A 24,086-nucleotide genomic window follows, 5' to 3' on the forward strand; every position below is an offset into this window, starting at 1 on the left:
TGATTGGGTATTGTCTAAAATATAGAAAAAAAACAGCGATTATGAAAATAGTAGTGTTGGATGGTTATACATTGAATCCCGGTGATTTGAGCTGGGAGCCCTTAGCTAAATTGGGCAAGCTGGAGATTTTCGACCGTACCCTCCCGGAGGACCGTTTGGCGCGCATGGCTCATGCAACAGCCATTTTCACGAATAAAGTCATCATCGATCAAAAAATAATTGATGCTTCGCCCTCCCTGAAATATATTGGCGTTCTGGCAACCGGCTATAATGTGGTGGATTTGGAGGTTGCCAACCAGGCAGGCATAATGGTAACCAATATTCCGGCGTACAGCACAGATTCGGTGGTTCAACTGGTATTCGCGCATTTGTTGAATATTACCAACCAAGTAGAACGTCATGCCCGGGAAGTTCGGAATGGCGCTTGGTCAAAGAGTATCGATTTTTCTTTTTGCCTGACACCACAAACCGAATTGGCCGGTAAAACGCTCGGAATTATTGGTTTTGGGAAGATTGGTCAACAAGTTGCGCTACTGGGAAAAGCGTTGGGGATGAAAATTGTTTTTCAAAACCGGTCAGTAAAGAAGGATTTGCCGGAGGATTACCGTCAAGTAAATTTGGAGGAATTGTTGGCTATTTCTGATGTTGTAAGTCTTAACTGTCCGCTGACCAGCGAAAACGCTGGCTTCATCAATCGCCATACACTGTGCATGATGAAGAAGTCAGCCATTTTGATTAACACCGGCCGAGGCCCCCTGATTAATGAGGCTGATCTGGCTGAAGCCCTGAATAGTGGTACAATTGCCGCTGCAAGCCTGGATGTGCTTGCGGTAGAGCCTCCCCAGTCGGATAATCCACTGCTGACAGCCGTAAATTGTTATATCACTCCTCATATTGCCTGGGCCAGCAGAGAAGCACGTCAACGACTGATGAATATTGCCGCAAAAAATTTTGAGGCTTATTTGAAGAATAAACCTCAAAATGTAGTAAATCTGCCGCTTTTACGTTAATGGTGTTTTTGAAGTGACGGAACGACTAGTATTCGTCGTCTTCGTCCAGTGAATCACCGGCATTCAGTTGGTAGTCCAGTTCATCCAGCGGTTCATCGTCAAACTCATCATAAATAGACAACCGCTTTTTGGTACTTTTGTCTTTCTTTGCTTTTCCAAACTGACTGCCAATGTCATTTTTCTCAATGTCAGAATGTTTGAAATTCTTTTTTGAGTTTTTGTTTGATTTCATTTTTAAGAACTATTTACTTAAAATTCAATAAATTATAAATAAAAACAACTGTTATTTTACGATTTCGTAAACTACTCGATTTTTTTTTATTTTTCCAATACCTCGAGCCGTTTTTTTTCGGGTAATTACTGGCCAACAGCTTAATGCGTTTCGTTATTAGCTATTTTAATTTTGTTTCTTTCAAAGAATACCCTGCTTAAGTTAAGAACGCAATAAAACGCTTCTGAAAGTTCAACCGTTTCGTTAAAACTTGTTCCTGTTTTTCGTGTTATAAAAACAAACAAATGTATTTTGCAATGGGATTTACGTTAAACATAGGGCAACAGGCCGTTGATTTCAATTTACCCGCTACCGACGGAAAAAGTTACATCCTGGCCAATTTTCATGAGTTCAAGTATCTGGTTGTTTTTTTTACCTGCAACCACTGCCCGTATGTCACAGGTAGTGATGAACTTACCCGCAAAATTGCAGATAGGTATCGGGAAAAAGGAGTTGGTTTTGTCGCGATTAACTCGAACAGTGAGAATACCTACCGGGAAGATGATTTTGAACACATGGTAGCACGGATGAACGAAAAGAAATTCCCTTGGATTTATCTGCATGATAAAAGCCAGGATACCGCGCGTGCTTACGGAGCTTTACGCACACCGCATTTTTTTCTTTTTGATGAAAACCGCAAGTTGGTTTATACCGGCAGGGCAGTTGACAATCCGAAGGATGTTCTGAAAGCAACGGAATACGACTTGGAACGAGCATTGGAGGAAATTACTCAGGGGAACCCGATTAGTATTCCGGTAACCAACCCAATTGGCTGCAATGTGAAATGGGCAGGCAAAGAGAAACACTGGATGCCTGCTGATGCCTGCGACCTGGTTTGGGAACCAAAGCATAAAAAAAGTGATTGAACTCAATCTTATCTTCTGGATGAAGGTCAAGTCGTTGAGCGAAAAGGAAGGCAAAGGTTTGTTATTTACCGGGCAGATTCTGTAATTTTGACAACCATTTATTTCCCAATTTGATAACAGCGAAAAAATACTAGACGTGTCAATTTTGGCGTTAAGTGGTGTAAACAATAAATTTTAATCCTATGAAAAAATTAACATTGTTCCTGCTCGCATTTCTGACTTTCCAATTATCCCAGGCCCAATCGCCTGTAAATTTAGGACTTAAAGCTGGTTTTAACAGCTCGAAAATTTCCACAAACCTGGATGATTTTGATGAAAGCAGTGTGAATAATTATCTTGCCGGAGCCTTTTTGCGAGTAAACCTGGGGAAAATTTACCTGCAACCGGAAGCTTATTTTAGTTCGAAAGGCGGAAAACTTAGCGAAATTACCGGATCAGGTGCGACCGAAGCTGTAAACTCATTTGACCTGAAAGCAATTGATGTTCCCGTTTTACTCGGTTATAAACTGATCGACAAGGAAGCATTTAACCTGAGGTTAAATGCCGGGCCTGTTCTTTCATTCCTGTTGGAAAAAGAACTTAACGAGGCTGCCGTCATGGATGTTGATCAACTGAAGGATCATTATTTTGGATACCAATACGGAGCAGGGATTGACCTTTGGGTTCTGTCGCTGGATGTGCGGATGGAAAATAGTTTTGGCGATATTTACTCGGGCAGGGGCGACGAGAAAACCCAAACTTTTTTGGTAACATTGGGGATCAAATTATTGTAGGATATTGTTGCCGTGAAATCAATTATCAGTGGAATAATATTGTTGTGTGTTAGCCTGGGAGGTTTTTCCCAGGCCGATACACTAATTCTGCCGGAAGATAAGACGATGTATGATTTTCTTTACCACGAGCTCTTCAATTTCAGCCCTAATTCAACTTTTAGAGAATTAGTCCAAATGCCTTTGTCTTTACAGCAAAAATTTATCCCCGGCCAGTCGTTGGCTTTTGATTTCAATTCCACCAATCCAGTAAAGAATATTTCTTTTTCAATCAATCAACCTGTCTTCAGTCCTTTTGTCAGTTTCTTTTCGTTGAATAATTATGCCGAATATCGATTGAATGATAAACTGAAATTGGGAGGAAGCAGCTTCTCTGAACATTCTATTTTCAGCCCTGTTGGGGCAAATTTCTGGAATCAAAACCGAAATTTTCAAGGGGCTTCTATGTTTCTGGAATATAAAGTTTCGAAAAGTGTGCGGATCGGTGGCAGTATTGGTCTAGTTAACCGGAACAATCCGTATTGATTTTAAGAAAAAATTGTCATTGCGACTCGAAAACGGACTTTTAAAGTAGGCTTGAATGGTGCCATTGTCTGTTGTTTTGCCCGATAATCTTGTGTATTTTCGTTGGCAAAAATCAAAAATCAGATGACTGCTTCGAGGCTGACTGAAATTTCCCCGTTTATTGTGATGGAAGTACTTGAAAAAGCTGCTGCAATGGAAAAGGCAGGTCGGCATATTATTCATCTCGAAGTTGGCGAACCTGATTTTCAAGTACCGGAATGTGTTCGTGAGGCCAGCATACGGGCAATCGGCGAGGGAAGGACCCACTATACCCATAGCCTGGGCGATCCGGAATTACGCGAGGCCATTGCCGAGAAATATCAACAGGAGTATCAGGTCTCGGTCAGTCCCAATCAAATAATTGTAACTTCCGGCAGTTCTCCCGCCATTTTGATGGCACTATCCGCTTTATGTTGTGAAGGCGATGAAGTTATTATTTCTGATCCGGCGTATGCCTGCTATGCAAACTTTATCCGCTATATTGGTGCCCAAACCGTGAGGGTACCGGTTTCAGCAGCCGATGGTTTTCAGTTACACGCCGATGCGGTCAGGCAGCATATCCGCGAAAACACCAAAGCCATTCTGATCAACAGTCCCATTAATCCTACCGGCAACCTGCTTTCGCCGCACACCATGAATGAACTAGCTGAACTGGGAGTGCCCATCATATCGGATGAAATTTATCATGGGTTGGTTTATGGGCAGAAAGCCCGGTGTATGTTAGAGTTTTCCAGAAATGCCTTTATCCTGAATGGATTCTCGAAGCGCTACGCGATGACCGGACTTCGGCTGGGTTACCTGATTGCGCCTGAGAAATATGTCCGATCCTTGCAGAAGTTGCAGCAAAACCTGTTCATCTGCGCCAGCTCCGTAGCACAGCGTGCCGGCATTGCAGCTCTGCAGGATGCCGATCCGGAGGTGGAGCAAATGCGCCGTATTTACAACGAACGCCGGGTATATATGATCAAACGGTTACGCGAACTGGGTTTCATCATTCCGGTTGAACCCACAGGCGCTTTTTACATTTTTGTGGATGCCTCACACTTATCAGGCAACTCGTATCAACTGGCTTTTGATATTCTTGAAAAAACCGGAGTTGGTGTAACTCCTGGCATTGATTTTGGGCCGGGAGGTGAAGGATATCTGCGATTTTCCTATGCCAATTCGCTCGAAAACATCCGGGAAGGATTGAATCGCCTGGAAAAATACATCAGCGAAATTAGATAACGAACCAACTATTACTACTTCATTCTTATTTTTCAGAGCAGGTTTACAGACGAACCAGTCCTGTTTGCCTGCACAAATGTCCTGTTGACCGAAAACAAGGCTATCTGCTGTAATTTTCCAAAAAAATCCCCGTCTATTAGGTAAACGATCCAAAAGCAAATGTTGCACAAAATGAGCTATTTGTGCAGATATATTAATTCAGATTTCAGAAACGTAACTATTAAAATTAAGAGTCATGAAAAAAAGCTTTTTTAAACTATTTGCTATCGTAGCCCTACTGGCGGTGGCTTTTTCAGTAAACGCGCTTGCGGGCGACCGTGCTTTTGCTGATTACAAAATTACACCGGTTGAAAACCAGGAACTGAAAACCGGTGCCGAGTGTGCCTGGTTGCTGACTTACAACGAAAATGAATCACAGATTATGATTGAGTTACAAAGGACAAAGCGTTGCAAAAATTACATCGTCCGCGGTGATCATTTCGAAGTGGTCTATGTGTGTTCGGGAAATGGATTTGGTGCTCGGGCAGCAAAAATGTCCGAATGCAAACTTCCGGTTGAATTAACCAGTCAGGTCATTAATGCCAATGAATTGGCAAAACAACGGTTGATTTCGTCAAATCCGATGGATGACGAAAAGGCGCTGGGCCTTATTGCAGCTTATTTGCCCGACTTGGTAAATCCGAGCTATCAACATTTGTTGAACTAGCACTTTTAATATCTAAACAGCACCAACAAGAAAGCCGCTTTCTCCCCCGAAGGCGGTTTTTTTAGATACAACCGCACACAAAACCTTCAGCCATCCCATCCCGCAGTTCGCTTATAGCTTGTTTCTCGCGCTCACTTCCCCTGCATTCCATGCACACCGGCAGGTTCAGTTCTTCATTTTTCAGGCTGTCCGATGGATCAACCGGATGACCGCAGACAAAACACACCGAACTAAAATCATTCATTTTAACGTCAATTTCGAGTGGGCAAAGATAGTGGTTTTTCATCCCGATTTACGTTCATCAAATCAGACTCTTCAATGACGGATTTGGAGGGTTTGGTCAAGTAATGGAGGGCCTGGCTGTTTTAATGGCAGTTAAATTGCCCCCGTCTGTTAATCTGTCCACTTTTATCGCCAGATCCGGCGTGGCACGATTATTATTGAAAAAAAACAGCAGGCCGGTAAATATACTTATACAATATAATTACTTTTGTGTGCGTCAATTTGAAAACATAGAAAAACCTTAAATAATGGCATTTGTAACAAAATTTTTGGGGAAATTTCTCGGAAGTAAGTCCGATCGGGACATTAAAGAAATTACTCCAATCCTGGAAAAAATCAGACAAGAATACACCCGGATTACTCAACTTTCCAACGATGAATTACGTTTGGAATCAGATCGTTTGCGGGATGTCATCCGCGAACGGATCAGACCGGAAGAAGACCAGATCGAATCGTTAAAACAACGGGCTGAAGAGGCCGACCTTCAGGAAAGCGAAAAAATATACCAGGAAATCGATAAACTGGAAGAGCGCATCAACGAGAAAATTGAAGAGGTGTTGAGTGAAATACTTCCTGCAGCTTTTTCCGTGATCAAAGAAACCGCCAAACGTTTTACCGAAAACAAAAAAGTAATTGTCAGCGCCAACGATTTTGACCGGAATCTGGCAGCAGTGAAGGACAACGTAGAAATTGACGGTGATGATGCCATTTGGCACAACTCCTGGATTGCGGGCGGAAGCGAAATTACCTGGGAAATGGTGCATTACGATGTCCAGTTGATTGGAGGTATTGTGCTGCATTCCGGAAAAGTTGCTGAAATGGCCACCGGTGAAGGGAAAACCCTGGTCGCTACTTTGCCGGTTTTCCTGAATGCCTTGTCTGGCAGAGGTGTCCATGTGGTAACGGTAAACGATTACCTGTCCAAACGTGACTCGGAGTGGATGGGGCCAATTTTCGAATTTCACGGGTTAAGCGTGGATTGCATCGACAAGCACCAGCCCAACTCCGATGCCCGGCGCAAAGCATACAATGCTGACATTACGTATGGTACCAACAACGAATTTGGCTTCGACTATCTGCGTGACAACATGGCCATCAACCCGCGCGACCTGGTGCAGCGCAAACACCATTATGCGATTGTGGACGAGGTGGACTCCGTATTGATTGATGATGCCCGTACGCCGTTAATTATTTCCGGTCCGGTACCAAAAGGCGACAACCAGAAGTTTGAGGAATTGATGCCGAAAGTTGAGAAACTAGTGGCCGCCCAACGTAATTATACCAATCAGTGTTTGACTGATGCCAAACGGTTGCTGACGAAGGAAAATGCAACAAAAGAAGAGAAAGAAGAAGGCGCAATACAGTTGCTGCGCGCTCACAAAGGTCTCCCGAAAACCAAGTCGTTGATTAAGTTCCTGAGTGAAGAGGGAATTAAAGCCGCGATGCAAAAAACGGAAAACTTCTACATGCAGGATAACAGCAAAAACATGCATGTGGTTACCGATCCGCTATATTTTATCATCGACGAAAAACTGAATTCCGTCGAATTGACCGACAAAGGAATTGACCTGATCTCGGCCGACGTGGACGATCCGGAATTCTTCATCCTGCCCGATGTTGGCTCTTCGGTTGCAGAGATTGAGAATAACGCTTCACTGAGCAGTCAGGAACGTATTGAAAAGAAAGATGTCTTGCTGCAAAACTACGCGGTAAAATCAGAACGTGTCCACACCATCAACCAGTTACTGAAAGCCTATGCCATGTTCGAAAAAGACATCGAATATGTGGTGATCGACAATAAGGTGAAAATTGTGGATGAACAGACCGGCCGTATTATGGAAGGTCGTCGTTACTCTGACGGGCTGCACCAGGCCATCGAAGCTAAAGAGCGGGTGAAAGTGGAAGCCGCCACACAAACCTTTGCGACTATTACCCTGCAAAACTATTTCCGCATGTACCACAAGCTGGCCGGTATGACCGGTACAGCCGAGACGGAAGCAGGAGAACTTTGGGACATCTATAAACTGGATGTTGTGGTGATTCCCACCAACCGTCCGATTGTCAGGAACGACTGGAACGATAAGGTTTACAAAACAAAACGCGAAAAATATAATGCGGTCATTCTGGAAATTGTTGAGTTGAACCAAGCCGGACGTCCTGTCCTCGTGGGTACTACTTCTGTTGAAATTTCGGAATTGCTTAGCCGGATGTTGAAAATACGTGGTATCAAGCACAATGTGCTGAACGCGAAATTACATGCCCGTGAGGCCGAAATTGTGGCAGATGCCGGTAAAAAAGGAATGGTTACCATTGCGACCAACATGGCCGGTCGTGGTACCGACATTAAGCTTTCCCCAGAGGTGAAGGCTGCCGGTGGTTTGGCCATTGTCGGTACAGAGCGCCACGACTCACGCCGCGTTGACCGCCAGCTGCGCGGTCGTGCCGGACGTCAGGGAGACCCTGGTAGTTCGCAGTTTTTCGTTTCGCTGGAAGACGATTTGATGCGCCTGTTCAACTCCGAACGAATTACCGGCATCATGGACCGTTTGGGATTGGAAGAAGGCGAAGTGATTCAGCATTCCATGATTACCAAGTCGATAGAACGGGCTCAGAAAAAAGTGGAAGAAAACAACTTTGGCATTCGTAAACGTTTGCTGGAGTATGACGATGTCATGAACTCTCAGCGGGAGGTCATTTATAAAAAACGCCGGCACGCTTTATTTGGAGAGCGTCTGGAAGTGGATGTGCTGAACATGATGTACGATTCGCTTGAGAATCTGGTCAACGAATATCATGAAGGTGATTTTGAAGATTTCAACCTGGAACTAATGCGGTTGATGTCACTGGATTCACCGGTTCATCAGGATGAATTTACGAAACTCAAGCCGGAGGAGATCGTCGAACGTATTTATCAGGTCATGATCAACACCTATTCGCGCAAGGTGGAAACCATTTCCAAACAAGCTTACCCGGTGATCAAAGATGTGTATGAAAACAAATCGCATCTGTACCAAAATATTGTAGTGCCTATTTCAGATGGCAAACGCATTTACCAAATCATCACCAACCTCCAGAAGGCTTATGAAAATAAAGGCAAGGAGTTGGTGAAATCATATCAAAAGCAAATTGTTCTCTCCACTATTGACGAAGCCTGGAAGGAGCAATTGCGCGAGATGGACGATTTGAAACAGTCGGTTCAGAATGCGGCCTACGAACAGAAAGACCCGCTACTTATCTACAAGTTTGAATCGTTTAACCTGTTCAAGCAGATGATTCAGAAAGTGAACAAGGATATTGTTTCTACGCTGATGAAAGGGCATATCCCAATCTCGGACCCAAGCCAGGTGCGTGAAGCCGAAGCTGCCCGCCGGACAGATATGAGCCGCTATTCAACTCAAAAATCCGAAATGCCCGAACTGGCCGGACGCAGGCAAGCTGCTGAAACGCGCGAGCCGCAAAAAGTACAGCCGGTACGCGTTGAGAAAAAGGTTGGACGCAACGATCCGTGCCCCTGTGGTAGCGGAAAAAAATACAAGAGTTGTCACGGAAAAGGTTTGGAATAAAAATTAGCGCACATGCAATCACTTATCGCTTTCATCCATTGGAATGTTGACCCGGAGATTTTTCATTTGGGGCCTCTGTCAGTTCGTTGGTACGGACTGATGTTTGCTACCGGATTCTTATTTGGGTATTATCAGGGAGAATGGATGTTCAAGTTCGAGAAACTCGATACCAGGTGGCTCGAAAGCCTGTTTATTTATCTGATAGTTGCCACGGTGATTGGTGCGCGGCTGGGACATGTACTTTTTTACGGCTGGGACTATTACTCGCAACATCCGGCAGAAATTCTGAAGGTGTGGCATGGTGGACTGGCCAGCCACGGCGGGGCGCTGGGTATTTTTATTGCCTTGATTTTGTGGAGCCGGAAAGTATCGAAACGGTCGGTGCTTTGGGTGCTCGACCGGGTAGTGGTGCCAACCGCGCTGGTAGCTGCGCTCATCCGGACCGGTAATCTGATGAATTCAGAAATCTATGGTGTTGAAACCAGCCTGCCGTGGGGCTTTATTTTTGAACGGAATGGAGAAACGGTGGCCAAACATCCAACCCAAATTTATGAAGCCTTTTCCTATCTGGCCACATACGGCGTAATGCTTTTCCTGTATTGGAAAACCAACCTGCGCAAACGCGAAGGTCTGATTGTTGGGGTTTTCTTCATCATGATCTTTTTGTCTCGTTTCCTGATTGAATTTATCAAGGAAGATCAGGAAGCTTTTGAGGCCACCATGAGTTTAAACATGGGGCAATGGTTGAGCATTCCTTTCGTTTTGGGAGGTCTTTTCCTGGTTTTACGGGCATTAAAAAGGCCGGATGTAAATTATCCGGCCAAATAAAACCACGCATTTGGGCTATTCATTTAATTTCTGAAAGCTCAGCATAATTTCTTTCCGGCGTTTCAGCTTATACAGGTAATTTTCTGTTTGCTTGTGGTATTGGGTGAAATAAGATTTGTTGGCCCATTCGATGGCCAGGTCAACATCACCCAACATTTCGCTGGCCAGTGCCAGGTTGTATTCAGCCCGGCTTTTTGTCGAAGTTTTGGAAGATGCAGCAAAAGGCAGCCAATAGTCGTAGGCGGCTTGCCAGTTATTTTCGCGAATGTATCTGTCAATCAGGTTGAAATCCTTCTTGTCAATCAAAAACCAGGAGCGGTTTTCTTGCACCCAAGTGGGCGAAAGTTTACTATCCAATTCAAGCGCTACCTGAATCCCGGTTTGTACCAAACATTCTTTTATTGACGGTAAGCGGCGAAATAAACGTTCGGTTGACGTGTCGGTTTCGTACCACGAAATAGTATCGGCCACAAGTAGTTGCCGGATAACCGTTTCGCTCGCCGGGTCGTAAATTTTAGCTACAGCATCATATTTCGAGTCGATAGCTGCCGAAGCATATTCTTCGTAGCCCAGCAAGGCAGGATGCACCGTATAATTTGTGATCAATTTATTGTAATAACGCTCAATAACAAGCAGGGCATCCGTATTGAAGTCGCTGCAAATCCGGCGAACCTGAGCCCAGGGCAATTCTACCGGGATTTGATGAAATTTAAGGTCCCGGTGAAAATTATATTCCTGGGGAATGACGACATCGTACCGACCCGATGCAAACAACAACTCGGCCAGCACTTTTAAGGTGGTATCGGCAGCCAGGCTGTCCAAAACGATTGAGCTGACATTGAACCCGTTTTTATAAAAATAGCGTTGCAAGCTGTCCTTGTGGTAATTTTGAAAATCCCCTGAAATAGCACGGTTCATCAGCGTAAGGCTTCCTATTTGATCGGGCAGGAGATCGCTCGAGGGTTTGGCCGATTCTATGGATACTGTTTTTAAGGAGGATGTACAGGAAATGAAAAACACCAGATATGACAATCCAGTGAATAATAATATTTTAAATCTATTTGTTGTCATATTATATGCATTAGTAAGAGCCCCAATATTTTCTCAAAAACCATTCCATACAAAGTAATAAAAGAACGAAGAAAAACAACCATTTCATTACGATCACATCCTGAAAAATCAGCTGCCTGGTCTTCTGTACCTTTAGTTTCTCGTTTTCTTTTAGTTTGTCAATTAACTCATTAAACGCGTCTGTCGTGTAAAATTGGCCTCCGGTATTTCGGGCTATCTGATATAACACCTGAAAGTTGGCATTTGTGCGAGCCAGTTCCAGTTGAAGTTGGCTGACTTGAAAACTGCCTGTTTCCTGGTAGTTTGTTTCACCCAATTTCACAAAGGCTTCAAACGAATACTTACCCGTATCTAAATTGCCCATATTCAATTTATAATGCATATCTGTCCGGTCGAATGTAAACGAGAGATTGGTACCGTTATCTGAAGTTAGACTGAGATGTACCTCGGGTGTGTTCACCGGTTCAAAGCTATCATTAAACAATTCCGCCTGCATGATTACCGGGCTATCTTCGGCATATTCAGTTTGATAAAAAACATTGAAATTATCCTCATTTGGCTTCAAAATCAGGTAATTCACTAATTTTTGGATCAGGTAGTCGAAAGCCTGATGAGACCCATTCTGCAGGTAATTTTGCATACGCCAGCGCCAAAGTCCTTCACCCAAAATAAAACCGCGTTTAACTCCTTGTACCCGGCCAGCCGCCAACAGCGGTCGATCCGTTTCAATGGATTGCAATCGCTGGCGAACAAGTGGTTGCAATTCTCCGTCGAGCTCAATTTCGCCAAACGGAACTGATAAGGGCGGCCAATTGGCCATCGTTCTTTGCTGTTCCTTTTCAATCGAAAACAGGCTGAAGTTTGAATTTAAAATTGGATTGGCATATTCGTATCCAGTGATTGGTTGAAATTCCACCCCGGCCTGCAAACTGTTCAGGCGAGGGATTGACGTGGACTGTCCGACAATGAAAAGGATTGGCCGGCGACTTTTAAGCAAATCCTCGGCCAGTGCGCCATTCGCAGCATTTTCATCCGGAAGTTGATGCATTATCACCAGATCATATTCGGCAAAAGAAATTTCTTTTTCCTGACCTGAAATAAGATCCCAGGTATAGCTTTTTTCGTGGCCTATGGCTTGAATGATGGCTGAAACATCCGGGTGCGTGCCATATTGCCAGACGAGAATCTTTTGTTTTTCTGAAATCACATGCACCGAAAAATCATAGCGGTTATTCGAGGTGTTCTCTTCGCCGGGAAAGGATTCAACAACAGCCGTAAAATTGTTAATACCCGTTTGGGTAGCTTTTAAACTAATCCGTTCCTGACGAAAATGTTTATCAGAAGGAATGCGGACCGTTGTTTCGTAAATTGGTTTATCAGCCTGATAAACGGTGAATTTTAACGAATTTCCGCCAGCTTTTAGAAACGACAATTCGACATCCACAGGAAAATAACTGTCCAAATAGGCTGTTTTATTGGTGTTTATTTGAAGGATGGCTGCATCTGTCCTGAGGGTTGTGTCGCCAATTCCCACCGTGTAAACCGGAAAGGGGAGCGCACGGCTTTCAAACACCGGATCGTTGCCCGAATTGTACAGCCCATCGCCTAAAATCACCAGGCTGCCAATATCGGAAACCTGGTAGTTTTCGGTTACCGCATGTATTAAATTAGCGTAGTCGGACCGTAACGCTGAATAGTCGGGATGAACATCTTTCGCTGCCTTTTCACCAAAAGTCCAAAACTCTGGCTGATACTCGCCCAATGTCTCTTTTGCCCGGTTGATGAGCTCTTCGCTTAGTTTTTTAAATGGCTGCATCGACTGTGAATTGTCAATGGCAAATATTAACATGGGTTGGGTTCGGTATAGCTTTATCCTTCTGATGGCTGGTCCGAGCAGTAATAAGGTTAATAAAAGAATCGAGGAGAAGCGTAATGCAAATAGGATGTGCAATTGCCTCTTCGTATAAATAGACCGATTTTTTTTGTTGCGGTAAAGCAGGTAGGACAGGGCCGCTGCAAACAGGGCACAGAAAAATACAAGCAGGAATGCGTATGGTTGATCGAAATAAATTTTCAATTCTCCGGATTTTTAGAACTCAAATTTAATATTCTTATGCTTACAACTGGAATCTTTCCTTTGGTTTCGGCCCTAAAATATTTGTGCGGTTTTAAATCAAGAGTTATTTTAAGGAGGATTCGTCGTTCGCAACGATCTTTCAGGCAGCGCTAAACCGCGAAAACGGAACAATTGAATATTGATAGCTATTTTAATTAGCTAAAATGATTTGGCTGGGAGATGCTTCCCGGCTTTTTTTATCTATATTTCAAGATCATTTTTAGACCAAGCTGATTATGCGACTGATTAAAATCGCGGCGCTCACCCTGTTGCTGGCTTGCCGGTTATCGTTGTTTGCGCAGTATTTTTCAACCGGCGAAGATCCGGCCGGTATTAAATGGCGGAAGATTCGTACAGCCAATTTCCAGTTGATTTTTCCGGAGGAATATGAGCAAAAAGCGATAAAGGTTGCCCACCTTTTTGAAATGGTTTACCAATTAGGATACAAAACACTTGATCACCCTCCCAAAAAGATTTCGGTGATTTTGCATACCCATACGGTTAAGTCGAATGGCTTGGTGGCTTGGTCGCCAAAACGGGTCGAACTTTTCCCTACGCCGCACCAAAAAATATATGCTCAGGATTGGTTGGAACAATTGGCCATTCACGAGTTCAGGCACGTGGTGCAAATGGATAAAATTCAGGATGAATTGCCGGCGATATTGCCAGTTTTGTTTGGCGAACAGGCCGCCGCTGCTGCGGTTGGGGCTTATTTGCCGTTTTGGTTTTTGGAAGGCGATGCCGTTATCACCGAAACTGCTTTGTCCCATGCCGGTCGGGGCCGGTTGCCCTATTTTTTGATGGAAAACAAGGCACAGGCCCTTGAAAAAGGTTTGTATTCGTATGATAAAGCGGCGCTGGGTTCGTACAAAGATTTTGTCCCCAATCGGTATAAGTTTGGTTATTGGCTGGCAGGTGGGATCCGTGAAAAATATGGCGCCACGTTGTGGTCTGAAGTTCTTGCCGAAATTGGAAGCCGTCCGTTATCTGTCAGTCCGTTGAACAGGGTGTTGAAAAAACGCACGGGCCTGGGGAAAGAAGGGCTGTACAAAATCCTGTTTCAGAATTATTTATCAGCATGGAATGCAGAACTGGAATCAACGAAGCAAACACCAACGATGCGTGTAAGTCCCGAAAATAAACAGGTTACCAATTACAGGTACGTTTCGGCAATCACCGATTCTTCATTTGTGGCTTACAAAGAAAGCCGGGATGACATTGGCCGGATTGTGTTGGTTACCAACCGAAAAGAAAAGGTTCTCCACACACCGGGAACCATTTTCGAAGAATCGTTTTCACGGACAGGTAATTTGTTGATCTGGTCGGAACGAAGGCTTGATTTGCGGTGGACACATGCCGATAAATCTGTGATTGTCCTTTTCAACCTGGATACCAACGCGATAAAGGAATTTCCGATGAAAGAGAAAATCTTTAGTCCGGTGGTTTCGCCCAACCTAAATAGTTTTGCGGCAGTAACGGTAAATCATTCAAATGAATATGAACTAGGCATTTACAATTTGGAAAGCGGACAACTTATCCGAAACTTTTCAATCCCCGGCAATCACTACCTTTTCACCCCAAGCTGGGACGATGCCGGGGAAATGCTCTATTTCATTGCGCTCTCCGATGAAGGCAAATACCTATCTTCTCTTAACACCCAGACGGGCAAGTTCACGGAGCTAACACCTGCCCATTTTTACGATATCCGAAATCCCGAATTTCATAATAATAAGTTGTATTTCACTTCCTCAAAAACAGGTATCGATAATATTTTTTGCCTCGATTTGAAAGCAAGGCAGATAAGTCAGCTTTCATCGGTTCCGTTTGGAGCAGATTACCCGACGGTTGTTGCTGAAAAGCTTTTCTTTAGTAATTATAATTCAAACGGTTATCATGTTGCCAGATTGAAACTGGGCGAATTATTGCAGAAACCGGATAGCGAAATTGTTCCTTACACGTATAAATTGGCCGAAGCATTGGCCGCGCAGGAAGATACCTTGCTGGATTTCAGTGTTGAAGACCCGGTTAATTACGATACAAAGCCTTACCGAAAATTAGCCCATTTGTTCAACTTTCACAGTTGGGCTCCGGCTTACATCAATGTAAATGATCATGAAGTGAGGCCCGGCATTTCGCTGATGTCGCAAAACAAGCTGGGTACCGCCAATACACAGTTGGGGTATGAGTATGATTTGGCAGAAGAAGCCGGAAAGTATAAAATTGATTTTGAATATTCGGGATTGTTTCCGGTGATTAAGGCTGGAGTTGGATACGGAAGAAGAAGATCGGCCTACTATGAGGTTTCCAACATGGTTGACCGGCTGGGGAATATCCTCGAAAGTGACACAACTATCCGGAATTTTTCGTGGAATGAGCTGGAATTCGAGTTGAGCAGCCGGATGCCATTCTATTTCAATAAAGGAAAATATACGCAAATTTTGCAACCGGAGGTGAACTACAACTATCGGAAAGTGATTCATAATCAAACAACACCGGATCAGTTATACCAAGGGCATTACCATTCGATGTCGTACCGGCTTTATTTTCAAAATATTATTCGTCAGGCGGAGCTGGATATTCAGCCGGATTGGGGACAGATTGTTGAGTTTAGCTACCGGAACAGCCTGGGGGGCGGAACGGAAATTGGTGATTTGAAGGCGTTTCAGTCGTATTTGTATATTCCGGGATTGGTTTGTAACCATGGCATTCGTTTCTACAATGGTTATCAGCAAAAAAATAATAATCAAGATCTGGCTTTCTCGGATATTGTTCGGTACCCCCGTGGTTTTAACCGCTTTCAGCATGACAAGCTGTATGTGTTTGCCGCAGATTATGTCATGCCAATCTGCTATCCGGATAAAAGTTTAGGACGATTATTTTTTCTAAAACGGATACGTTCTTCCGCATTCTATGATTTTGCCCATCTGAAAGGAACTATTTACGATGAAAATGGATTAGCCAGCGGAAAATTTAGCGGCAGCCTCAAATCCGTTGGACTAGAGCTTACAGGTGATGGTCATTTCCTGCGTTTGACAGCCCCGGTATCCATCGGTATGCGTGGTATTTACATGCACGATCTTCGCGAGTTCCGAACAGAGTTGATGCTTTCAGTTAATTTTGATTCACTCTGACCGCAGCGTTAAAACTGTGATTTCCGGAGCCATATCAATCCGTCCCAGGAAGCCGACGCAACCAATTCCCCGGTTCACGTAAAGATATTGATTTTCATGCCGATAAAGTCCTCCCCAATATTTTTGGATCAGGTACATTGGACTGAATTCAATTCCAGCCAACCTAATTCCAAATTGTGCGCCATGTGTATGACCAGCTAATGTCAACGGAATATTGGTTTGGTTTAGAACTTCACCTTCCCAGTGAGACGGATCATGCGACAACAAAATTTTAAATGAATTTTCAGGCACTTCCTGTAAGGCATCTTCGAGCCGGGCATATTGCGGAAAAGGCTTGTGTCCCCAGTTTTCAACGCCCACAAGGTAGAGCGAAGTATCATGCAGCGAAACTTTTACCGATTGGTTCAGCAATAAATTAAATCCCGATTCTTCCAATGATTTATTTAGATTCTGTTGGTTATCAGCTTTTTCCGCTGGTGTCTTCCAATCAGAATAATCGCCATAATCATGATTTCCAAGAATGGCAAACTTGCCATATTTGGCATTCATCCCTTTTAACTGGTCCTCAAAGCCCTCCATTTCCTGGTAATAATTATTCACAATATCACCGGTAAACAATAGCAAATCTGCCTGTTGCCTGTTGATCTCATCGGTACAGTTTGCCAGAAAGGCGTCATCTTCAAAACTTCCTAAATGAACGTCTGAGATTTGCACGATCTTTAATCCATTCAAAGCTTCAGGCAGATTGACAAGTCTTATTTCAACTCGCTCGGTACGGATGATTTTTCGTCCCACTGCAATGCCATAACCAATGCTGGTCAGCATGCCCAAGCTAATAATCATGCCACACAACAAAATTACCCTGGATAGAAATATCGCCCGTAGAAATCGAAATAGCGCTGCTGCTATTGTAAATAAGGTCAGTAACGATTTCGGAAAAATATTCATCACTGAAATTGAAATAACAAAATAGAAGAATTGGTAATTGGTGGTATGCCTTATTTTTTCAGGGTTAAGAAATGCCAAGAGCCATATAGCCAAAAAAGACATTGAAGTAATCCAATACAAAAAACTCACTTTGCGTTTCAATTTTTTCTCATGAACGAGCTGCACCAATCCCAAGTATGCCAACAATTCGATCATGAGGATAATGAATAAAAAGAGAAACACACTGGAAGATGGAATACCACGCATAAGTAATTTTTTTAATTGGTGACATACGAAAATAAGCATCTTAAATGATAATCGTCCACTTAATGGAAGTTCTCTGATCAACTTTTTTAGTTTTAAGTGTCTAAAAAATCGTACAAAATAGGCTCTATGGGTTTGTTTGTCAGTACAGTATGGGTTGTTTTGCTCATTTTTAACTGAATGAGGATCGCGTATTTGCTCAAGCCTTGCCATATCTACGCAAATGTTGAATTTATATAGGATAAAGCCGTGTTTAAATCGAAATAAAACAATGCCGGAAAGACCAATGTCGGATCAAGAGATTTTTACAGACATGAACATTGACCTGAAAACAGGTCGATCAATAAATGTTAAAAGAGTCAACCGAAATCTTGCCTCTTAGTTGAGAATGACTACAGATTATTATTGGCCAAATTCCCCAATATGCTGTTCGGATTCTCTGCGCATGAGCATGAGGCTGATCGGGGGAAAGCAAATGCACCATACAAAAGTGAATTAACAATTGTAACCGACCAGATCATGGCAGAATGTAATTGACAATTTACTAATATGAATAGTAGTTTTTACCATGACAACCAGGCATTTTCACAAAAACGAATTTGAATAGGAGAGGAGTAGTTTACAAAAATCACCAACGGAAATAGACAACATTTCACGGTGTATATCCAACAAAAAGTATTGATAAACAGCAATATACAATGTCTATTTGAACTAAATATCTAAAATGAGTCGATCATGAGTAGAATAATGATCATATTCAAGTTATTTATTTACTTTAATGTATTAGTATTCAGGTATTTTATAGTATTAAGCGAAGTGATTATTTAGGTGTGATCAGGATGATTTGAATTCGGGTACGAATTGCAGTTTACAATTCCGAATCAGTCGGGGTTAAATATGTAATTTGCCAAAAGCGATTTTATTATTACTTTTGTGAAAAGCTAAATTCACATTCATGAATAGCCGTATAAAACGTTTTATGGAATACAAAGGGTTAACTTCTTCTGAGTTGGCTGATTCTATTGGGGTGCAGCGATCGAATGTTACACATGTATTGCATGGCCGAAACAATCCTAGCTTTCCGTTTATTTCAAAACTGCTGGAAGCCTATCCCGAAATTGACGCCAAATGGCTGATTATGGGTGAAGGCGAGATGCTGGTAACCGGCACGAAGCAAGCAGCAACGCTTTTTCCCCGGGAAGAGGAGAAAACAAAAACTGTTGCCGCAGAGCCCGAAAGATTGGAAGAACCTTTGCAGAGTGAAAAAACGGTACTGCCTAAACCAACTATGGAAGCTGCGCCTCCACCGGTTGAGCCGACTGTAATAGGCAAAGAAGTAGAGCGGATTGTCGTATTTTACACCGACCAAACTTTTAAACAATACACTCCCTTAAAATAATTTTTCTCCTATCTTTGCCGGCAAATAATTAGTCGGAATGAAAAAAACTGTTCAGGAGCTTGTGCTCATCGAAAATACTCAGTTAAATCATGACAATTTTCGGTTGGTATTACAAGCCGGATCCGAACTGCCTGAAATATTTCCCGGGCAATTTGTAAATGTTGAGATAAAAAAAGCAACGGAGATTTTCCTGCGCCGGCCATTTTCGGTATTGGATGTTGACTATCAAAACAGGACTTTCTCCTTGTTGGTGAAGATTCTGGGACGAGGCTCACGAGTTTTGACGACTTATCAGCCAGGCGATAAAATCAGCGTTATATATCCCTTGGGAAAAGGGTTTTCGCAACCGGAAACTACCGATAAAGTCTTATTAATTGGTGGAGGAAGCGGAGTTGCTCCCATGCTTTTTCTTTCAAAAGTTTGCGGTTTGAACCCGGAAAATGTACATATTTTACTTGGTGCCCGCAGTATTGCCGATCATGTGGACGTCAGCGCCTACCAACACAACGGCAAGTTTTATTTTACCACCGAAGATGGCAGCTTGGGCGAGAAAGGCTTTGTCACTAATCACTCTATGTACAAAAGTGAATTGTCAACTTTCAATAAAATTTACACCTGTGGTCCCGATGCCATGATGAAAGCAATTGCCAAGGATGCGGCAAAGGCTGGTGTTTTTTGTGAAGTGTCACTGGAAAACATGATGGCGTGTGGATTTGGGGTTTGCCTGTGTTGTGTGGAAAAAACCACATCAGGACACAAATGTGTATGTACTGACGGACCTGTATTCAATATTAAAGAACTAACATGGCAGATTTAAGTGTAAAAATAAAAGATCTGGTTTTTAAAAATCCGGTATTAACAGCTTCGGGAACCTGTGGATTTGGAGAGGAAATAGCCGATTTTGTTGACTTGTCTGAACTGGGAGGTGTGGTGATGAAAGGTACAACCCTAAAGCATCGCGAAGGAAACAACTATCCAAGGATGGCCGAAACTCCTTCGGGAATGTTGAATGCCGTGGGTTTGCAAAATAAGGGAGTTGATAATTTTATCCGGAATATTTACCCGAATATAAAAGATATTGAAACCAATTTTATTGTGAATGTGAATGGTTCAACAATTGAAGAATATGTTGAATTAACGGAGCGTATCAATGAATTGGACAAGATTCCGGCTATCGAGCTAAACATTAGTTGTCCGAACGTGAAGGAAGGAGGCATGGCATTCGGAGTTAGCTGTCCTTCAGCCGAAGCCGTTGTGCGGGCAGTACGGGCAGTTTACAGCAAACCTCTAATTGTAAAGCTATCGCCCAACGTAACCAATATTGCTGAAATTGCCCGTGCTGTTGAATCTCAGGGAGCCGACAGTGTGTCGTTAGTCAATACTTTTTTAGGAATGGCCATTGATGCCGAATCACGAAAACCGGTACTTTCAACGATCACTGGCGGTTTATCCGGTCCGGCCATTAAGCCCATTGCATTGCGCATGGTTTGGCAGGTTGCCCAGGCTGTAAAAATTCCGGTAATCGGAATGGGGGGAATTATGAATGCCACCGATGCCATCGAGTTTATTCTGGCAGGTGCCTCTGCCGTACAAATCGGTACAGGTATTTTTATCGATCCAACATTGCCTGTTCAAGTAGTAGCTGGTATAAATGATTACCTGGACAGGCACAACATGAATTCCTTTAATGAATTAATTGGTAGTTTACAAATCGGCTAATCGCTAATTTACATTTGTATATTGAGATATTTAAAGTATATAATTATTGTGATTGTCTTTGTATTATCCTACGGTTCAAAAGGATATCTTACAGAGAAGCAAATTCCGCCCTATTACCAACTTGAACTGGAAGGTTTAAATAACAGGATCAGTAATGAAGTTTCGGACTTCAGCTATTCTGATTATATCCAGAAGCAGGTGGAGCGCTTCATGGCGGTCTGGGGTCTGAAAGGAGTTACGCTGGCAGTTGTCGAAAATGAGCGGTTGGTTTATGCACGTGGTTTTGGAATTTCCGATGAGCAATTTAACCAGGTACAGCCCGGTAATTTGTTCCGGTTGGCCAGCGTTTCGAAGTTAATCACTGCGGTGGCTGTCATGAAACTAGTGGAAGACGAAAAATTATCGCTGGACGATACCGTATTTGGTCCGAATGGAATTGTAAAAGATTCTGTTTTCAATCGGGTAAAGGACAAAAAACTCTATAAAATTACGGTCAGGCATTTGCTGGCGCATGCAGGTGGATGGACTCAGCGCTATGGCGATCCCGCTTTCAACTCATTGAATATTGCCGAGAAAGTGGGCGATTTGCCTCCGGCAACTATCCGGACTTATTACAAATATGTGGCTTCCCGCTACTTATCTTTTCCTCCGGGAAGCCAGGTGGCCTATTCCAACATGGGCTACATGTTTCTTGAAGACGTTATTAGTACGGTTGCCGGTAAGCCTTATGAAGCTTATATCCGTGAAAATATTCTGATACCGAACGGTATTCGAGATATGCATATTGGTAAAAGCTTTCAGGATGAACGTTTCCCAAACGAAGTATCCTATTTCGAACAGGAAGGAAGCCTGCCAATACCAGAATATACTGGTTCGGGCAGATTGGTCACCAAATCAAATGGCGGCAATCCGGTTGAGTTACTGGGTGCCGCAGGAGGCTGGGTAAGTTCGGCTGTTGAGCTGGCCCGTTTTATAACCCTGATTGATGGCCAGCCAGGCGTGGAAGATATTCTTTCCGAAAAATCTATACGGGAGATGACCGACAATACTTATGCGAAGGGCCCGCTAGGATGGAAAACTGCCCTGGACAATGGCGACTGGTATCGTACCGGAAGTATGGCAGGGACCTCCGCGATGCTAAAACGCCAGCAAAATGGACTAACCTGGATTTTTATTTCAAATTCAAGTAGTTGGAAGGGATCCTTGTTGCCGGCAGAAATAAATCGTTTGATGAACAAGGTCACCTCTCGAGTAAAACACTGGCCGGAACGGGATTTATTCCTACATTATCCCATCGATTCATTACCCTTGGCCTTCCAGTAAAAACTTGTTTTTAAGCATTTTTAACTCATCGCTGACTTTTTCACTTCGAATTATTCCTATTTTTATCGTGACTATCGAAGAGGAGGAATTATGAGGTTATTGATGTTAGCAATTCTAGGTGTCATTTCGTTTGCAGCCAGCGCACAAGACAATTATTATTTTGAAAGTACTCCTGTCGTTTTCCCTAAAGTATCCGATTGCCCCGAAGATAATTACTTGAGCAAAAATGTGCTGATCAAGTTGGAGCAATTTAATCAGATTTATACTAAAAAAGTGGAGTTTGGAGGGGCTCAATGCATATTGTCAACAGAAATCATTAAGCCTGACTTGTATTATTCCGTTCAAAAACTATCGAAGTATTTCTGCAAGAGCATGAAAAAAGGCACGATTACCAAGGATGAAGCGGAAGCAGAAATGGTGGCCATTCTCGATAAATGTTTTCAGATTTTTTCGCAGGATACTACCCCCATCGAAGCCGAACTACGCGCCGTAACTAATCCCGAAGCTATCGTCGGTATTTTTGATAAAATAGTTATCAAGCAAGAGTAATTTATTCCATTTCATTCCAAGGGTTTTCCTTTACTGCGTCCATTTCCGCGGCCTGTTCATTTCTTTTATTTGAACTTCTGTGTTTATCTCCAGCGGTTCTTGAACATTTCAACTTTTGGCTTGTTCTAAGAGTTGAAATTTCAAGAATAATAGAATGTTAAATAAATAAGTTGAATATGTCAGAATTCAAAATTCAAATGCCCAAAATGGGGGAAAGCGTTCAGGAAGCGACGATTACCAAGTGGTTTGTGAAAGAAGGGGATAAGGTAGAAGAAGATGATGTTCTTTTTGAGATTGCCACAGAAAAAGTTGATTCTGAAATTCCTTCACCTGTTGACGGGATTATTAAAAAGATTCTGTTCGAAGTTGATGCTGTTGTTCCGGTGGGCGAAGTTGTAGCCTACATTGAAACAGATGAAGATGCCGATGAAGAAACGGCTACGGAAGGTGAAACAAAAGGCCAGGAAAAAGCTGAAACGACGGATAAAAACGATAGCCAGCTTTTGCAGGAAGAAAGCGCTGGTGATTTTAAAGGTGCCAGCCGTTTTTACTCTCCTTTGGTACGTTCAATTGCCAAGGAAGAAAACATCTCATTGGAAGAGCTTGAAAAGATTCACGGAAGCGGGACAAATGGCCGTGTACAAAAGCAGGATTTACTGGATTACATTGCTGGAAAAACTTCTGGAAAAGCGTTTTCTGCACCTGCAAAAGAGGCTCCGGCGGCCCCATCTGCATCTGTGCCAAAAGAAAAACCGGCTGCGCCAAAGGTTTCCGTCTCTATTGGAGCCGATGACCAGATAATTGAAATGGACCGTGTTCGCAAAATTATCGCTGAACACATGGTGAATTCGGTGCAAGTAGCGCCTCATGTAACTTCGGTAGTCGAAGCCGACGTTACAAATCTGGTGCTCTGGCGCAAGAAAATGAAAGACGAATTTCAGCAAAAGTACAACCAGAACCTGACTTTCATGCCGGTATTTACCGAGGCAGTTGCCATGGCCTTACGCGAGTTCCCGATGGTCAATGCTTCGGTTGACGGCGATAAAATCATTCTTCGCAGTAAGGTAAATGTAGGCATTGCCGTTGCCAAACCGGATGGCAACCTGATTGTTCCGGTCATTAAGGAGGCCGATCAGAAAAACCTGATTGGGTTAACTTCTACCTTAAATGACTTGGCTAACAGGGCTCGCAACAATAAGTTATCACCTGACGAAATTTCAGGCGGCACATTTAGCATAACCAATTTCGGTTCGTTCCGCAATATTATTGGAACACCGATTATCAATCAACCTCAGGTAGCGATTCTGGCAACCGGCAGCATCGAGAAAAAACCTGCCGTGATGGAAACCCCAACCGGCGACGCTATTGTGGTCCGGCATAAAATGTTCCTGTCCCTGTCGTACGACCACCGTATCATTGACGGGGCCATGGGAGGTGCTTTCCTGAGACGTATTGCAGACATTCTCGAAGAATTTGACGTAAACAGAAAAATATAATTTC

The 24,086-nt window shown here is 43.2% G+C and carries 19 protein-coding genes; 14 read left to right on the forward strand and 5 right to left on the reverse strand.

Annotation, left to right across the window (positions count from 1 at the left end; genetic code table 11):
• The first annotated feature begins 41 nt into the window (after positions 1-41).
• Complete coding sequence (locus N2K84_RS05205; RefSeq protein ID WP_282590727.1) at positions 42-1,010, forward strand: D-2-hydroxyacid dehydrogenase; 969 nt, start codon at positions 42-44, stop codon at positions 1,008-1,010.
• Between the two features lie 25 nt (positions 1,011-1,035).
• Here N2K84_RS05205 and N2K84_RS05210 read toward each other — a convergent pair whose 3' ends face one another.
• A complete protein-coding gene (locus tag N2K84_RS05210) occupies positions 1,036-1,242 on the reverse strand; it encodes a hypothetical protein (protein ID WP_282590728.1) in 207 nt (68 codons plus the stop codon).
• A gap of 296 nt (positions 1,243-1,538) precedes the next feature.
• On the opposite strand from N2K84_RS05210, the gene N2K84_RS05215 reads away from it, so the two are divergent.
• The 4 genes from N2K84_RS05215 (at position 1,539) to N2K84_RS05230 (ending at position 5,414) form a co-directional block, all read left to right on the forward strand.
• Positions 1,539-2,147, forward strand: a complete 609-nt coding sequence (locus N2K84_RS05215) for a thioredoxin family protein (protein ID WP_282590729.1) — start codon at positions 1,539-1,541, stop codon at positions 2,145-2,147.
• A 182-nt stretch (positions 2,148-2,329) separates the two neighbouring features.
• A complete protein-coding gene (locus N2K84_RS05220; RefSeq protein ID WP_282590730.1) occupies positions 2,330-2,920 on the forward strand; it encodes a porin family protein in 591 nt (196 codons plus the stop codon).
• 645 nt (positions 2,921-3,565) lie between these two features.
• Entirely contained in the window at positions 3,566-4,708 is a 1,143-nt protein-coding gene (locus N2K84_RS05225) for a pyridoxal phosphate-dependent aminotransferase (protein WP_282590731.1), read from the forward strand.
• Between the two features lie 235 nt (positions 4,709-4,943).
• A complete protein-coding gene (locus N2K84_RS05230) occupies positions 4,944-5,414 on the forward strand; it encodes a hypothetical protein (protein ID WP_282590732.1) in 471 nt (156 codons plus the stop codon).
• 61 nt (positions 5,415-5,475) lie between these two features.
• On the opposite strand, the gene N2K84_RS05235 is transcribed toward N2K84_RS05230, so the two are convergent.
• Positions 5,476-5,700 carry a hypothetical protein gene (locus tag N2K84_RS05235; RefSeq protein WP_282590733.1) on the reverse strand — a complete coding sequence of 75 codons (225 nt, stop codon included), beginning with the start codon at positions 5,698-5,700 and terminating at the stop codon, positions 5,476-5,478.
• 244 nt (positions 5,701-5,944) lie between these two features.
• Between N2K84_RS05235 and secA the strand changes: the two genes are divergently transcribed.
• Positions 5,945-9,259 carry a preprotein translocase subunit SecA gene (secA, locus tag N2K84_RS05240; RefSeq protein WP_282590734.1) on the forward strand — a complete coding sequence of 1,105 codons (3,315 nt, stop codon included), beginning with the start codon at positions 5,945-5,947 and terminating at the stop codon, positions 9,257-9,259.
• A 12-nt stretch (positions 9,260-9,271) separates the two neighbouring features.
• Positions 9,272-10,087, forward strand: coding sequence for a prolipoprotein diacylglyceryl transferase (gene lgt, locus N2K84_RS05245; RefSeq protein ID WP_282590735.1), 816 nt, complete (start codon positions 9,272-9,274; stop codon positions 10,085-10,087).
• A 15-nt stretch (positions 10,088-10,102) separates the two neighbouring features.
• Here the strand turns inward: lgt and N2K84_RS05250 are convergent, their stop codons facing one another.
• On the reverse strand, positions 10,103-11,158 hold the full coding sequence (locus N2K84_RS05250) for a DUF6340 family protein (RefSeq protein WP_282590736.1): 1,056 nt from the start codon (positions 11,156-11,158) through the stop codon (positions 10,103-10,105).
• A 10-nt stretch (positions 11,159-11,168) separates the two neighbouring features.
• Positions 11,169-13,007 carry a vWA domain-containing protein gene (locus N2K84_RS05255; RefSeq protein ID WP_282590737.1) on the reverse strand — a complete coding sequence of 613 codons (1,839 nt, stop codon included), beginning with the start codon at positions 13,005-13,007 and terminating at the stop codon, positions 11,169-11,171.
• A 503-nt stretch (positions 13,008-13,510) separates the two neighbouring features.
• Here N2K84_RS05255 and N2K84_RS05260 point away from each other — a divergent pair.
• Positions 13,511-16,405, forward strand: coding sequence for a TolB-like translocation protein (locus N2K84_RS05260; protein WP_282590738.1), 2,895 nt, complete (start codon positions 13,511-13,513; stop codon positions 16,403-16,405).
• Here N2K84_RS05260 and N2K84_RS05265 read toward each other — a convergent pair.
• The gene (locus N2K84_RS05265) at positions 16,397-17,809 is read right to left on the reverse strand and encodes a metallophosphoesterase (RefSeq protein WP_282590739.1); all 1,413 of its coding nucleotides are present in this window, start codon (positions 17,807-17,809) and stop codon (positions 16,397-16,399) included. The two genes, N2K84_RS05260 and N2K84_RS05265, sit on opposite strands and share 9 nt — an antisense overlap.
• A 742-nt stretch (positions 17,810-18,551) precedes the next feature.
• On the opposite strand from N2K84_RS05265, the gene N2K84_RS05270 reads away from it, so the two are divergent.
• From N2K84_RS05270 to N2K84_RS05295, 6 genes are all read left to right on the forward strand, one after another.
• Positions 18,552-18,995 (forward strand): helix-turn-helix domain-containing protein, encoded by a 444-nt coding sequence (locus N2K84_RS05270; RefSeq protein ID WP_282590740.1) that lies wholly within the window; start codon positions 18,552-18,554, stop codon positions 18,993-18,995.
• Positions 18,996-19,032: 37 nt separating this feature from the next.
• A complete protein-coding gene (locus N2K84_RS05275) occupies positions 19,033-19,812 on the forward strand; it encodes a dihydroorotate dehydrogenase electron transfer subunit (RefSeq protein ID WP_282590741.1) in 780 nt (259 codons plus the stop codon).
• A complete protein-coding gene (locus tag N2K84_RS05280; RefSeq protein ID WP_282590742.1) occupies positions 19,800-20,714 on the forward strand; it encodes a dihydroorotate dehydrogenase in 915 nt (304 codons plus the stop codon). Before N2K84_RS05275 ends, N2K84_RS05280 begins: the two co-directional genes overlap by 13 nt.
• A gap of 48 nt (positions 20,715-20,762) precedes the next feature.
• On the forward strand, positions 20,763-22,037 hold the full coding sequence (locus N2K84_RS05285) for a serine hydrolase domain-containing protein (RefSeq protein ID WP_282590743.1): 1,275 nt from the start codon (positions 20,763-20,765) through the stop codon (positions 22,035-22,037).
• Positions 22,038-22,139: 102 nt separating this feature from the next.
• Entirely contained in the window at positions 22,140-22,586 is a 447-nt protein-coding gene (locus tag N2K84_RS05290; RefSeq protein ID WP_282590744.1) for a hypothetical protein, read from the forward strand.
• A 176-nt stretch (positions 22,587-22,762) separates the two neighbouring features.
• Entirely contained in the window at positions 22,763-24,082 is a 1,320-nt protein-coding gene (locus tag N2K84_RS05295) for a dihydrolipoamide acetyltransferase family protein (protein ID WP_282590745.1), read from the forward strand.
• The last annotated feature ends 4 nt before the right edge of the window (positions 24,083-24,086 follow it).

This window comes from Gaoshiqia sediminis, from assembly GCF_025907915.1.
Lineage (GTDB): Bacteria > Bacteroidota > Bacteroidia > Bacteroidales > Prolixibacteraceae > Gaoshiqia > Gaoshiqia sediminis.